Genomic DNA, 14,294 nt, shown 5'->3' with positions numbered 1-14,294 from the left:
TCACACCCCCAGTGCGGCCAGGCGAGCCGCAATCGTCTCGGCGGTGGTGGCCTCGGGCCCGGCCAGCCGGTCGACCAGTCGGCCGTCGGCGAGCAGCAGCACCTCATCGGCCCAGGCCGCCGCCTGCGGGTCATGGGTCACCATGATGACGGTGGCCCCCAAGTCGTCGACGGCCCCGCGGAGCAAGGCGAGCACCTCGCGGCCGGAGGCTCGGTCCAGGGCGCCGGTCGGTTCGTCGGCGAAGACCACCTCGGGCCGGGTGATCAGCGCGCGGGCGAGGGCGACGCGCTGCCGCTGGCCGCCGGAGAGCTGACCAGGGCGGTGGCGGCGGCGGTCGTTCAGGCCCACGCGCGCCAGGAGGTCGTCCAGGCGGTGGGCGTCGGGTTGGCTCCCGGCCAAGCGCAGTGGCAACTCGACGTTGGCGGCGACGTTCAGCGCGGGGATGAGGTGGAAGTCCTGGAAGACGAAGCCGACGCGGTCTCGGCGCATTAGTGTCAGCTTCCGCTCGGACAGCGCGCCCAGATCACGGCCGCCTAGGACGACGGTACCCGCAGTGGGGCGCTCCAGCCCGGCCGCGCAGTGCAGCAATGTCGACTTGCCCGACCCCGAGGGCCCCATCACGGCGGTGAACGTGCTTGCCGGGAAACCGTGGTCGATGCCGTGCAGGGCGGTTACGGCGGCGGCCCCCTTGCCGTGCACCTTGCGTAAGGAACTCAGCTGGACAGCCATGTGTTCGTCCGCGGCGGGCCGGTCGTCGATGGGGGGCGGTGGCGTCGTCTTCATAGTCCTATTCAATACAAGGCGTTGGTCGTTCTGGCTTCTCTCAAGCAGTGACGCCGACCGTGCGTCCAGTTCCAGCCACACGATCGCCAAACTGCGCGCGGTAGAGCGAGGCATAGAGCCCGTCAGCGGCTAGCAGCTCCTCGTGGCTGCCGCTCTCGGCCACGCCGCCGTCCTGCAGCACAACAATCCGGTCAGCCCCGCGCACGGTGGACAGTCGGTGCGCCACTAGCAGCGCCGTACGGCCTTGCAGGGCCCGCGCCAGTGCCTGCTGGACCTTTGTTTCGGACTCCGAATCGAGATGCGCGGTTGCTTCATCGAGCACCACGATCCTCGGATTCTTCAGCAGCAGTCGGGCGATTGCGAGCCGTTGTCGCTCACCGCCGGAGAGGTGGTGCCCGCCGTCGCCGACCACGGTGTCCAAGCCCTCAGGCAGGCGCTGCACGGTATCCCAGACCATGGCCTCCCGACAGGCACGTTCACATGCCTCATCGCTTGCGTCAGGGAGCGCGTAGGTGAGGTTGACCCGTAGCGTGTCGTGGAAGAAGTGGCTGTCCTGAGCCACCACTCCAATCGCATCTCGTAATGACTCCTGCGTGACGGAGCGCAGGTCGTGCTGGCCGATCCGGACTGTGCCACTAACTGGGTCGTATAGCCGGCACACGAGGTTGACCAGGGTCGACTTGCCTGCACCTGAGGGGCCGACCACGGCGATGGTCGAGCCAGGCTCGACGTGCAGATCGATACCTCGGAGAATGTCCCGTTCCTGTCCACGGTGCGGGGTCTCTTCGTCGATCGAGGCGAGGCTGGAACCTGGTGAGACATGATGGCGGAAGCGGACGTTCTCGAAAGTGATGGACGCAGCCTCCGGGGGGAGTGCCACGGCCGTGGGGCTGTCGTGAACGTCGGGAACAAGGTCCAGAACCTCAAAGATGCGCTCGAAGCTGACGACCGCGGCGGTGACCTCAGCGCGAGCCTGTGAGAGAGAGGTGATTGGTCCATAGAGACGAGCCATTAGGGTAACCATGGCCATGAGCGTGCCTACGGTGATGCCACCGTCGACTGCCAGGAACCCACCTGCCAGATAGACCGCGGCAGTTCCCACGGTCGCAAGCCAGGAGACCGTTAGCGCGAGCAGAGCGTTGTTAACAGTCAGCCGTATACCGGCATCACGTAGCCGTCTGCCTCGGCATTCGAAGTGCTTGGCCTCGGTCTCGGGCCGGCCGTAGAGCTTGGTGAGAACTGCCCCCTGGCCACTGAACCGTTCGGTCATGAAGCTCGCGAGTGCGGCGTTCTCCGTCAGCTGTCTCTGATTCAGCTTGCGCACGCGCTTGTTGAGCACCCGAGTCGGCAGCAGGCATGCGGGCACCAATACGGCAGTCAGCAGGGTGATCTGCCAGGACATGAAGATCAGGGTGATGGCTACCGCGACGACCGCCACGAGGTTCGACAGCAGGGTGGAGGCAGTGGTGGTGAATGCCCTTTGCGCCGACAAGACATCGGAGTCGAGACGAGTGACAAGGCTTCCGGTCGGCACCCGCGTGAAGAAGGAGACAGGCATGTGTTGCACGTGGGCAAAGGAACGCTGTCTGAGACTGAGGGTCATGCCCTCCCCGATGACAACCGCCAAACGCCGTTCGAGCAAGGTCACCCCGACGGCGACGGTTGCCAACACGATGAGCAGCACCACTAATTCGATGATTCGACTCTTGTCGTGACGCAATACTCCCTCATCAACAATGCGTTGGGTGAGCAGCGCCGGCAGGACTATCAGCGCCGACTCCAACAGTACGAGGAAGAAGAAGCCTATAAGGCGGCTTCGAAAGGGCGCGGCGCATTCTGCGATCCGACGCCATGTGCCCGGAGCCCGACCAGTTCGGTCCTGCTGCCCGTCGTTCATCGCTCCTCCTTCAGCTACCGTGCTGTCCTGGGGTGACCGCCGCGGCCGGAAACGACGTGCGGGGCGGCATACGCCGCCCCGCACTCATCCGGTCTCAGCCAGACACTCAGCAGCCGATGCTGATGCCGCTGGTGTCGTTGCAGTGCTGGCTGTTGTTGGAGTCCAGAGCGTGGACGTCCTCGTCACGAAGCTCCAGGGACTGCAGGTCAAGAATGTTCGCCATGATGGCGCTCCCTTGAATCAGTAGGGGGTGGTGGGGTCAGCAGCCGATGCTGATGCCGCTGGTGTCGTTGCAGTGGTCGCTCTGACCGGAGTCCAGAGCGTGGACGTCCTCGTCACGAAGCTCCAGAGACTGCAGGTCAAGAATGTTCGCCATAACGATTCTCCCTGAATAGTGCGGGCCAAGACGGCCCATGGTGGGTGTGAACCCGCCGTCAGGACTCCTGAGGAGCCCGACGGAGGAATGGGAGGAAACGTGCGGTACCGCTCAGAGCGCTCTTGAGGCCGAGCAGAATGCCCGCGTTTCCAGTCGCGTAGTCCATCGAAATCCGCATCAGTTGGAAGCCGGGGAAGACGACTTCTCCGTGAAGCCCGAGCTGATGCCAGGACAGTCGTTCGAGATGGCGTCGGGTGACCTGGACCGTATCGGAATCACCGGGGCCTGTGATGTGTTGCAGGGCCACCATCTGGCCGACGCGGCCGTTCCACAGGGACGGCTGTATGAAGAATCCGCCGGCGCAGGTTTTGCGTGCCGCTCCGACGGCATCCAACAGCCGATCGTCTTCACGGTGACGCAGCAGCTCCGAACCGACAATGGCGACTCCTGCGGCACCGGTCTCGATATATGGATTGAGTCGCCATCCCTCGTCGACGTGCAAGGTGTTGAAGCTCGAAACCACGCAGCGGTCCAGGTCGAGATGGGACGCCTTGAATGCCGCGTTCAGCCATGAGTCGTCGCTGGTGTGCTCGTACATTCGCAACATCAGCAGCGCGGGACCTGACCAGCCATGCATGAGGCCAGCTGGTCCCTTCGACTTTCGGACCAGGCCGAGTTCCGCTTCGGATCGGGTGCCGGCGACCCGAGGGAACCTACCACTGGCGATCGATTCCGCTACCCTCTCGGCCAGTTGCGCGGCGCGGCCGCTCATTGTGCTGTCACCGGTGATCTCGGCGAAGTGCAGCAAGTTCAGCCCGATACCGGAGAGCCCGCCGAACAGATTCGGGTTGGTCAATTGGTCGAGTGTGGGGTCAATCTGCTCGATCAGTCGCAGGGCTTCCTCCTCACGGCCGACCATCTGGAGTGTGTGAGCTACTCCATGCAAGCCGTCGAAGAATCCTGGTTGGTTGGTGCTGCTCCGCCCCACGGCGGCCAATAGCCACTCGTCCGCCCCCTCGGGGGCCTCATAGCCGCTCTCTCGTAGCGCATAAAGCACCCCTGCCGCGCCGAACGCAAAGGTCTCGCCTACGTGCGAGAACTGCCTTACGTCGCCAGGGAAAAGCCGATCCTCCCGTTCGGGCGTCACACTGGCCTTGATTGCCGCTGCCATGGAGTCCAGCAGTCGTGACCAATCGGTGGCCTCCCCCTGGACTCGTATCTGGGGCCGACCGACGCCCGCTTGAACGGCCTTCGTCCTGGGTATGGACGCTCCCAGGCCGCCGAGGATGGCCTCGACATATTCTGCCGGTACGGGGAAGTTCTCCCGCATTGCGTCGATCAGGTCGTGGACTTTCTCCCGGTCCAGCGTGAGAATCGGAACGAGGGGCATGAAGAGCCAAAGGCGCAGAATCGCCATCGCGTAGATATCGACCCTCGTGCCGCGGTATTCACGAGGCGCCGCAAAACCCGGTGCAGCCATAGCCTGCTGGAATCCCTCGACGTCGAAGGAGGAGGTCTCGAAGTCGACGAGCACTGCGCGACCGTCCTCAAGCACCAGGACATTGTGTGGATGCACGTCGCCGTACACCACACCACGGTCGTGAATCTCGCCGAGCAGTGTCTCCACCTGCCGACAGATATCCATGGCCCAGTGGGTGTAGGCAGCTTTCTGCTCTTCGTCCTCGTCGGTGCCGAGCAACGGATAGGTCTGAGCCTCCTTGGAGCTCAGCCGCTCGCCGTCGAAATGCTCAATGGCCAGGAAGTGGTGGTCCCAAGCGGTAAAGTGCTCATAGAGCCGTGGCACCCCTTGCATCCCTTCGAGCTTGACCAAGACATCCCGCTCACGAAGCAGCCGGGTGACCGCGTCGGCTGCCTCCATGTCGAGCCCCGCGTGTGGACGTGCTTCTTTGAGAACGACCTGGAGTCCATCGGAGAGGCGCTTGGCCACATATATTCCACCGCCGTTCGAGAAATGGAGCGGTTTGAGAATCTGGTACGGGAATATATCCTCCGAGGCCACGGCGCGTGCCTCGATGCTCTTCTTCAGAATGTCTGGCGGGGTCACCCAGTCCGGCACCTCGAAGATCGGCCTGCGTATATCCGGGACGAGTTCGCCGTCCGGCCTCTGCATGGCTGGGACCACGTCGCCGCTCTCCAGCAGGATTTCCCGCTTGCGGAATCCTCCGTAACGTACGTAGAGCGGTCCGGATCCATAGCGTGCATCGCTGAGAATATACGGACCAGGCTCTCCTTCCAGGAGAGCGGCGAGACCGGTCAGTACGTCGGTCAGCTCTGCCTCGTTGCGTGGGTATATCGTGATGAGCTTGCCGCTCGCACCCCGCGGAGAGTACTTGCCGTTCTGCCCCAGGAAGGCGTGCAGGCTGGACAGAAATTTGAATCCATAGCGGCGAGGAACACAGAAATCCCACACCGTTTCAATGATGCTCTCGGCGTTGTCTACGGTACCCGAGGCATGCACCTTCCACCCCTGTTCCAGCATGTGCTCCCCGAGAGGGTGGAGCTCAAGCCACATGTCCCCTCGATGCTGTCGCCACCCTTCTGGAACGGGGCGACCGGAGACCTCGAAGTCGGTACCGCTAGCACCGTTGCCGAACCGGCCTGGGGCTTCGAAGAAGACTGGGTCGGCCATGCAGTAGTTCTCATAGCGCTTGTCCATCGAATTCCCCTCTGCTATCTGCCAGTTCCCCCCGACCTGGCGATCCGGAGGATCCCAGTCGGCGCCCCGCGTTCTTGGTCGGCGCAACATGAATCTTGTCTGGTGAGTCGCCTCGTGACGAGAGAGAAACTCCTGAAACCTTCTGTTAATACTTCACAGTTGCGGGGCAGCGGCCGCCTGAGTCAGCGTGGCAAGCTGCCGGCAGGCGGCGCCTCGCATCGCAAAAACCGGAATCCGGTAATCCGGTCCCAGCGACTCAGGGCTGCTGCTTGGGCAAGCGTCGAGTTCAATCTCGCTCAGGTTGGCGAAAAACAAAAGGTCATGATTCGCGGCGCCACCTATGATTGCCGCCGATCTTCGTGAGGGCGAGAACGTCTTCGCGACGTCGTTGGCACCTACGGAAGGTGTGCCGGCCCCGGAAGACAGGCGGTGCGACTTCCCGGAGCCGACGTCTGCATGATCAACGGAAATGCACTCACTTCGGAGGATTTCATGGGGGACGTATCACCGAAGTTCGGCAGGGAGCTCGGCACGCTGCCAAGAGCGCACGTATGGACACTGGTTATCGTTACAACCGTCTCCGCTGGCTTCCTGGGCATGGTGATCTTACGTATCGCCAGGGCCTCAGCGACTGCAGCTACCATCACCGTCAGTGGAATCATAGCGGCCGTACTCATCGCAGTGCAGATACAGGTCAGTGCCTGTGTCTTGCGCGGGAATCCCCTACGTTGGAGGCCCTTAATTCTGACGTTTCAGGGTCTACTGACCCACCTCCCGTATCTCCTTTTCGGAGAGCTGTGGAATGGCGTGCCGGGCCTTTTCGTCGGCTCCTTGTTGTTCAGCGTGCATGGCCGGGCGGCTTGGCTCCTTGCCGGCTGTGTGACTGTCGCCAACCCGCTGCTGGGCTACGTAGGGAGCCACGAGGTGCATGGCGCCCTGGAGGGGCAGGTGATCACCGCGTTGATTGGATTGACACTGTTCGCCGTGATGCGACTGGCCAATCAGATCCGCGAGGTCCACGCCTTGCGTAGAGATTTGACGCAGCTGGCCGTCACACAGGAGCGGTTGCGGATCGCGCGGGACCTCCACGATCTGGTGGGCCACACTCTCTCCAGCGCTGCGGTCAAGGCCGAGCTGACCCACCGTCTGCTCGCGCAGGGCAACCCCCAGGCCGCTCGTGCCGAGCTCGTCGAGCTCACCAAGGCCATCCGACAGACTCACGCTGAAGTACGCAAGGTAGCCCACGGTTATCGCCACCTATCCTTGGAGTCGGAGCTGGCTTCCGCCCGATTGACTCTCCAGGCGGCCGGTATAGTGCCCCACTTCTGGTGCCACGGCGTTGCCCTGTCGCCGGGGGCCGGCAGCACCCTCGCCGCGGTGCTCAGGGAGGCGGTGACCAATGTCGTGCGTCACAGTACGGCACGCCACTGCACTGTACGGATCACCCAGCACAAGGGCGCTACGCGGCTGATCGTCGTGAACGATCGTCCCCATCCCGTAGGTGGTGGCGAGTCCTCTAACGCGAACGGGCTGCGGAACCTGGCTGAACGCGTTGCCCTCCTAGGAGGTACCCTGCTCGTTTCTCGCTCAGCAACTGCCCGGGGAGAAGAGTTCCGGCTGGAGGCCCGCCTGCTGGCCGACCGTCCGGCCACAGGCACAGCCAGCGCTGACAGCGCTTCTCTGGCCCAACGGCGCCTGCTCCCTTGGAAGACGTCAGATCCATCCCTCATGTAGGGCAATCCGGATGGCGTCGACACGATTTCTGGCGCCTGACTTGGTGACGACCCTCGACAGGTGGTTCCGTACGGTGCTGAGCTCCAGGTGGAGGCGCTCGGCGATTTCTTGAGGTCGCGCACCTTCGGCCGCATGCCGCAGCACCTCGGCCTCCCGTGCGGTGAAGGGGTTCGGAGCGCTCTCCAACGCTGCTGCCGCCAGCTCCGAATCGATGACCCGCTCGCCGTTGGCGACCTTTCGTATGGCGAGGATCAGTTGGTCCGGCGGGGTGTCCTTTAACAGGAATCCCGTGGCGTGTGCCTCCAGAGCACGTCTGACATTCCCGGGCTGACCCAGGCTTGTGACGATGAGGCATCGGCATGACGGGAGGCGTTCGTGCAATCGGGCCGCAGCAGTGAGCCCGTCCATACCTGGTAGGCCGATATCTATTAGCGCGAGATCGGGTTCCGTACGCAGTGCGGTCGGCACAATTGCGTCCCCACGTTCCAACTCCGCCACGATCTCGATGTCCGGTTCCTGCCGCAGCAGGCTGGCCAACGAGCCACGCAGAAGCTGCATATCTTCGGCCAAGAGCACTCGCATCGCGTACCTTCCCTTCCAGCCCGCCCCTGCGGGCCATCACCGGCTACTGAAGCCCGAACGTCCTTACGTCTCGAACCTTCTCACCCACTGGCCTGGTGGCGGTGAGCGCCACGCCGCGCTGTCTGCGACATCGGGCGACGTCATGGTTATGAGTCAACTGTGCGTATACATATGGGTGTTGGCGGATTTCGGTGTGACGAGCATGGGCGTCACTTGGTGGTCTGCGGCGGGCCATCACCAGCCGAGGAAGGTATCGACCACTGCCGGGTGGTCAAGGTGAAGGTCGCGCGGGTGAACGATAGGCGCGTCGACGAGGCCGCCGGCGAGCACAAGCGATTCTCCGGGGCGATCGCCCCCAGCCTTTGGCCGGGAGGCTCCCCCGTCGCCTTGATGCCGCAAGTTCCCGAAGATTGGTGAGGTGCTGCTGCCTATCTGTCTGCGCGACCTGTCGTCCAGCGACTTCGTGGCCACGCTGGAGCAGTTCCACGGCTCGGTTCGATGGGGATCCGCGCCGCTCGCGTCCCTCCCCGTTGCAGCTCCTGCCCAGGGCTTCCAGTGACTACGAGAGGTCGTACAGGCCCTCGGCGGTGACCACGGATCCGGAGAACCGCACGTCATGCCCGTTCCCATCTGTATCGCGCCCCGCGAGGGCTCGAACCCGCGCAGAGCAGGAGAGACCTGAGAAGCGTGATCACCACGTCACCTGGCACGCGTCTTCGGCAGATGCGTCGACATGGTCACCACGAGCGAATCTCTGCAGCTCACAGGGGCTGCGGCACGACCAGCCCTAGTCGTCGGCTCCCGCCGGGGCGCCCAACCTGCGGCTTGATTCTGCGCGGAAATGCGCAGGTCGTAGCCGGTGCGCGCGGCTAGCGCAGCGCCGCGATGCGCGCGCCCATAGGGCACGCACATCGCGTACATGCCATCCGCTTGGCCCGTTGCCCGTCAAAACCAGCAGGTCAACCGAATGTGACCGGCGCCGTGATAACGACTGCGCGCAAGCCGCAGGTTCACGTCCTACCGCGACGCTCCATAAAGGGCTGGCTCACTCGCTCTCGTCTCCCTTCCGGACGCCCTCGGGGTGGTCAACGAGCCGCTGGAGCGCACGGGGGGGGATCGCTCGCGCTTGATAGCTCTGCAGCGCTTCGCCGGCCGGCTCGGGTCGCCGCCCTCTGGGCTTCTCATCAGTCATGACCAGAATGGTCCGCTCGGACGGCGGACCGGCACGGCACTTGAGCCGAACTGCTGCTGATCCGGGCAGCAGACGCTCGCGGTGTGCATAGGTCTCGGAAGCCGCACAGGATGGCCGGAGACTGAAAAACGTGACCGTTTTCGCTACGCGAGGAACGCACGGTCTGGATCATAAGGGGGTGTGAAGGACTGGTCCGACTGCTTCGACCCTGACGAGTTGCGCATCCGCCTCGACGTGGCACTGGAGGAAAACGCAGAACTACGCGACGAGCTCTCCCGGCTGAGAGCTGACAATGCACGGCTTCGCAGCCTTCTGGACCCGGGTGTTCGCACCGACGCCCCTTCGATGCCGCCCGTTCCCGTGTCCGTACCGGCGGCGCCCGTCGGAGGGCTTCCGTACGCAGATGCCTCCTCCAACGCTGAGGCAAAGATCGCCCTGTTCAGAGCCCTGTTCGAGGGGCGCGAGGACGTGTACGCGCGGCGCTGGGTGAGCGCCAAGTCCGGCCGGACGGGCTGGAGCCCGGCCGAGGACAATCCGTTCGACAAGAACAAGGCCGAGGCGGACCGGGCGTTCTGGCCGCTGACCGACGAGACCGTCTACCGCCATCTCGACCCCACCCGGCAGGGCCGCAGCGAGCTGCACATCGGTCTGTATCCGCTGCTGGCGGACGACACTTGCCGACTGCTCGCGGTCGACTTCGACGGCAAGGACGGCAGCGACTGGCGCGGCGACGCCGTCGCGTACATCACGGCCTGCCGCGAGGCGGGGGTCCCCGCGCTACTCGAGGTTTCCCGCTCCGGGAAGGGGGCACATGTCTGGATTTTCTTCACCTCCCCCGTCGCCGCGGCCACCGCCCGTGCGCTGGGGATGGCGCTGCTGCGCCAGGCGATCGACGCCCGCGGGCAGATGGCACTGTCCAGCTACGACCGGCTCTTCCCCGCCCAGGACTTCCTGCCGATCAACGCCAAGGGCAGCTTCCGGTTCGGCAGCCTGATCGCGCTGCCGCTGCACGGTGTCTCCCGCGTCAAGGGCACTACCGTCTTCGTGGATCCCGAGACCTGGCAGCCTTATCCCGACCAGTTCGCCCAGCTTTCGCACACCGAAAGGCTCTCTCAGGTCGACGTCGAGGCGCTGGTGGACAACCTCGGCCCCGTCAAAGCCGGCCCGTCCCACACCGCCCCGGAACCGGGGTCCAAGCCCCGCCGCAAGACCCTCGGCAAGGCGCCCGCACACGTTGCAGCCCGGCTCGCGGCGATGCTGGCGGTCTCCGCAACCGGGCTCCCGCCGCAGCTGCTGGCCGCGCTCAAGCACGCGGCGGCGTTCCACAACCCGGAGTTCTACCGCAAGCAGAACCAGCGCTTCTCCACCTTCAACACTCCGCGCCTCGTCTGCTGCTTCGACGCGTCAGATCCCGACTGGCTCAGGCTGCCCCGCGGCCTGGCGGACGAAGCCACCCAGCTCATCTCCGCCGCGGGCGGCACCCTCGATATCACCAAGGATCTTCCCGTACCCGCACCCATCAGAGCCCGGTTCACTGGTGAGTTGACTGCCGCTCAGCAGGCCGCAGTGGAAGTAATGGCCAAGCATCCCACGGGCACCCTGGTCGCACCGCCCGGCTCGGGCAAGACCGTTATGGCCTGCGCTCTGATCGCCCGGCACCGCACCCCGACTGCGGTGATCGTGAACCGGGCGGAGCTGCTGACCCAGTGGAAGGAGCGGCTGGCGGCCTTCCTCGATCTCGGCGACGAGCAGGTGGGGACGCTGGGCGGAGGCAAGGATCGCCGTGGCCATGTCGTCGACCTGATCATGCTGCAGACGCTGTCCCACCGCGACGCCCCCGATGGCCTGCTCGACGGGTACGGGCTGGTCATCGTGGACGAGTGCCACGCCGTCGGCGCACCCGGTGCCGAGGCCGCGATCCGCAGCGCGAAGGCGCCACGCTGGGTCGGGCTGTCCGCAACCCCCTACCGCGCGGACCAGATGGATCCGGTGATCACGATGCAGTGCGGACCGATTCGCCACGAGATCGACGACGCCAGCACCTTCGACAAGCACCTCGTCGTGCACCCCACACCCTTCACCACCGACGAGCCGGGCTTCGACGGCGCCTCCATCCAGGCCATCTACAACGAACTCGCCCACCATGACGATCGCAACCAGCTGATCGCGGCGGACATCGCCGACGCCTTCCGACGCGGCCGGTGCAGCCTGGCACTGACCAACCGTGTCGAACACCTCCACCAGCTCACCGAAGCCCTCACACCGCGCAGCATCACCCCGCTGGTCCTCCACGGCGGCATGCCGTCGGCCGAGCGCGCCCGGGTCCGCGCAGTGCTGGCCGAGGAGAGTGACACACCGTTGGTACTGCTGGCCATCGACAAACTCGTCGGCGAAGGCTTCGACGCACCGCGGCTCGACACCCTGTTCCTCACCAGCCCCATCTCTTTCAAAGGGCGCGTCATCCAGCAAGTCGGCCGGATCATGCGCAACACCGAGGCGAGGAAGTCCCACGTCGAAGCCCACGACTATCTCGACGCCGGTGTCCCCCTACTGGAGCGCATGTACCGGAAACGCCGCCGCATTCTCGAACGCCGCGGCTTCACCACGACCAGTCCTGAGAACCTGCCGCCCACGCTGCCTACCACACCTGTCCCCGCTGCCCGGGAATCACGGACCACGATGCCGGCACCGAACGTGGCCGTGGTCCGGGCCTGGGCGCGAAGCCAGGGTATGGACGTACCGCTTCGAGGCAGGCTTCGCGCGGAGATCTGGTGCGCCTGGCACACCGCCCACCCGATCACGGGCGGGCCGAACACCGTGCTCAGCGTGTAGCGGAGCCGACCAAACCGACCACCGCCCTGGCTCTCTCCCTGCCCTGTCCCCCGGGCCACGCCGACCCGCGAGCCACCGTCACCCCACCGCGTCTTGTCGCTGCACCACAACCAACCCACCGCGGATCCAACCCACCACGGCCAGCTCCAGCACCACCACGGCCTCCGCCCACACCCCCAGCTCCGCGGCCCGTTCAGGCTCACCTGGCCGTCACAGCCTGCTTCCTCATGACCGCACGCACCGGCTCACCCACGCCGCACCGGCACAGCGGCTGAGCGCCCCCTGCCACCTCGCCCGGTTCCCGTCCCCACCCGCCAGCGGCGGCGGTAGGGTCCGCCGTGTGAGCGAGTACCAGTACTACGAGTTCCAAGCCCTCGACCGGCCGCTCAGCGACGACGAGCAGGAACAGCTGCGGGCCATCTCCACTCGGGCCCGGATCACCGCGACCAGTTTCACCAATGGCTACAACTGGGGTGACCTGCGCGGCGATCCGCGCCACATGGTCGAGCGCTACTTCGACGCCCACCTGTACGTCACCAACTGGGGCACCCACCGGCTGATGCTCCGCCTACCTAAGTCGGCCTTGAACCTTGCCGCGGTACGGCCGTACTGCCTCGACCACCGCGTCGACGCCTGGGCCACCCGCACCCACCTCCTGCTCGACCTCACCAACGAGGACGAGGACGCCGACTGGGTCGAAGACGCCGACGACTGCCTAGCCGCCCTCATCGGCGTACGCGACGAACTCGCCGCCGGCGACCTGCGCCCCCTCTACCTCGCCTGGCTCTCCGCCCTCACCGCCTGGGAACTCGAAGACGACGAAGAAGAGGAGTACCAGACCGCCTTCGAACCACCCATCCCAGCCGGGCTCGACGCTCTGACCGCCCCTCAGCGCGCGCTCGCCGACTTCCTGCGCGTCGATACCGACCTGCTCGCGGTCGCGGCCCAGGCCAGCCCCGCCATGCCCAAGGAACCGGCCGGGCCGACGAAGAAGGACCTCGCCCGGCTGATCGCCGCCCTCCCCCAGGAGGAGAAGGACGCTCTGCTGCTGCGGCTGGCGGTCGGCCCCGAACCCCGGCTGCGCACCGACCTCCTGCACCGCCTGCGCGGCACCACCGTCCCCGCCACTGTCGCACGGCATCGATCAGTCGCCAGTCTCCTGGACGCCGCCCACGCTGTGCGCACCGAACGCCGACAGCGCGCCGAACACGAACGGGCCGCCGCCCGTGCCGAGCATCTCACCGCCCTCGCCCGCGAGGCCGAATCCGTCTGGCGGCAGATCGAGGCGCACATCGCCACCAAGAAGGCCAGCGCCTACGACACAACTGTCACCCTCCTCATGGAGCTGCGCGACGCCTACGACCACACCGGGCAGCGCACGGACTTCGGCCGGCGCCTGACCCGCCTGCGCGAGGACCACCAACGCCGCCCCGGCTTCATCCGCCGCCTCGACCGCCACAACCTCCGGTAACAAGGGGTGGCCAGGCCCATAACCTCGGCCACCCGCCTCGCGCCCCTGCCCTCCTCTGCCAGACTCGTAGGCATGCCGAAGAGCCGCCGTCGTGAGTCCGGCGGCGGCAGGAGCCTCGTGCGGCCCTGGCCGCGCAACGTCGGCCCGGCCGACCGTCAGGTTGGTGACGCCAACGGCTCGCGGCAGCAAGCAAAGCACGGAGAAAAGGACAGAGGAAGACAGGCCGAAGAAGTGGGACAGAGCGATTCCTCCACGGTAACCCCCCAAGTCGAGAGGCTGGTGGCGCGGAGCGGGGATCTCAAGAGCGAGCTGGTGGCCTTCGCGCAGAGTCCACGATTCGCCAGGCGTCTGGATGCCCGACTCGATGAGGCCGCCGACCGGCACGGTTGGCTCGACGAGATGACCGCCATCCAGACGATCGACCACTTCGCGCTACAGCACCGGTTGGCAGACGGCTCCACCGTCGTCGGACGGTTCGTGACCCAGCGGCAGCCGCCGCTACCGGAGGACGAACGGGCGATGCTGCTCGGCTGGCGTGACGTGGTCGAGGGGATCTTCGAGGTGCAGCGCCTCGACCGCGGTGCCGTCGTCCTGCACAACCTGCTCGACGATCTCGTCTACCGGACCCACTCCAACATGGGGCGCCGTGCTCTTGGGAAGCTCCGCAAGGGGATGTTCGTCGTCGCCCGCATCGTGCCCGTCCATCCCGCCACCGACGACTGGCTGGTCAGCGGCAACCTCACCACCTAC

At 65.6% G+C, this 14,294-nt stretch carries 9 protein-coding genes and 2 pseudogenes; 5 read left to right on the top strand and 6 right to left on the bottom strand.

What is annotated here, in order from left to right:
- The 5 genes from B073_RS0128845 to lanKC all read right to left on the bottom strand — a co-directional run bounded on the left by B073_RS0128845 (position 1) and on the right by lanKC (position 5,733).
- Entirely contained in the window at positions 1 to 783 is a 783-nt protein-coding gene (locus tag B073_RS0128845) for an ABC transporter ATP-binding protein (protein ID WP_018541561.1), read from the bottom strand.
- A gap of 40 nt (positions 784 to 823) precedes the next feature.
- Positions 824 to 2,680 carry an ABC transporter ATP-binding protein gene (locus B073_RS41415; protein WP_018541560.1) on the bottom strand — a complete coding sequence of 619 codons (1,857 nt, stop codon included), beginning with the start codon at positions 2,678 to 2,680 and terminating at the stop codon, positions 824 to 826.
- A gap of 106 nt (positions 2,681 to 2,786) precedes the next feature.
- On the bottom strand, positions 2,787 to 2,903 hold the full coding sequence (locus B073_RS45370; protein WP_018541559.1) for a class III lanthipeptide: 117 nt from the start codon (positions 2,901 to 2,903) through the stop codon (positions 2,787 to 2,789).
- Positions 2,904 to 2,939: 36 nt separating this feature from the next.
- Entirely contained in the window at positions 2,940 to 3,056 is a 117-nt protein-coding gene (locus B073_RS45365) for a hypothetical protein (protein ID WP_018541558.1), read from the bottom strand.
- A 58-nt stretch (positions 3,057 to 3,114) separates the two neighbouring features.
- Positions 3,115 to 5,733 (bottom strand): class III lanthionine synthetase LanKC, encoded by a 2,619-nt coding sequence (lanKC, locus tag B073_RS0128825; RefSeq protein WP_026247824.1) that lies wholly within the window; start codon positions 5,731 to 5,733, stop codon positions 3,115 to 3,117.
- Positions 5,734 to 6,189: 456 nt separating this feature from the next.
- Here lanKC and B073_RS41410 point away from each other — a divergent pair, with 456 nt between their 5' ends.
- A complete protein-coding gene (locus B073_RS41410) occupies positions 6,190 to 7,467 on the top strand; it encodes a sensor histidine kinase (RefSeq protein ID WP_018541556.1) in 1,278 nt (425 codons plus the stop codon).
- On the opposite strand, the gene B073_RS44555 is transcribed toward B073_RS41410, so the two are convergent.
- Positions 7,447 to 8,049 (bottom strand): response regulator transcription factor, encoded by a 603-nt coding sequence (locus tag B073_RS44555; protein ID WP_078508226.1) that lies wholly within the window; start codon positions 8,047 to 8,049, stop codon positions 7,447 to 7,449. The genes B073_RS41410 and B073_RS44555 overlap by 21 nt on opposite strands.
- A 195-nt stretch (positions 8,050 to 8,244) precedes the next feature.
- On the opposite strand from B073_RS44555, the pseudogene B073_RS49405 reads away from it, so the two are divergent.
- The 4 genes and pseudogenes from B073_RS49405 to B073_RS0128790 form a co-directional block, all read left to right on the top strand.
- Positions 8,245 to 8,542: pseudogene (locus B073_RS49405) on the top strand (IS256 family transposase); the annotation flags it as partial.
- 1,044 nt (positions 8,543 to 9,586) lie between these two features.
- The gene (locus B073_RS41405; protein WP_158690241.1) at positions 9,587 to 12,073 is read left to right on the top strand and encodes a TOTE conflict system archaeo-eukaryotic primase domain-containing protein; all 2,487 of its coding nucleotides are present in this window, start codon (positions 9,587 to 9,589) and stop codon (positions 12,071 to 12,073) included.
- 340 nt (positions 12,074 to 12,413) lie between these two features.
- Entirely contained in the window at positions 12,414 to 13,544 is a 1,131-nt protein-coding gene (locus tag B073_RS0128795) for a hypothetical protein (RefSeq protein WP_018541551.1), read from the top strand.
- 72 nt (positions 13,545 to 13,616) lie between these two features.
- Positions 13,617 to 14,294 (top strand): annotated as a pseudogene (locus B073_RS0128790) (hypothetical protein); the annotation flags it as partial.

It is taken from the genome of Streptomyces sp. MspMP-M5 (assembly GCF_000373585.1).
Classification (GTDB): Bacteria; Actinomycetota; Actinomycetes; order Streptomycetales; family Streptomycetaceae; genus Streptomyces.
The sequence above is the reverse complement of the archived record's forward strand: the minus strand, read 5'-3'. Positions and strand labels throughout refer to the sequence as shown.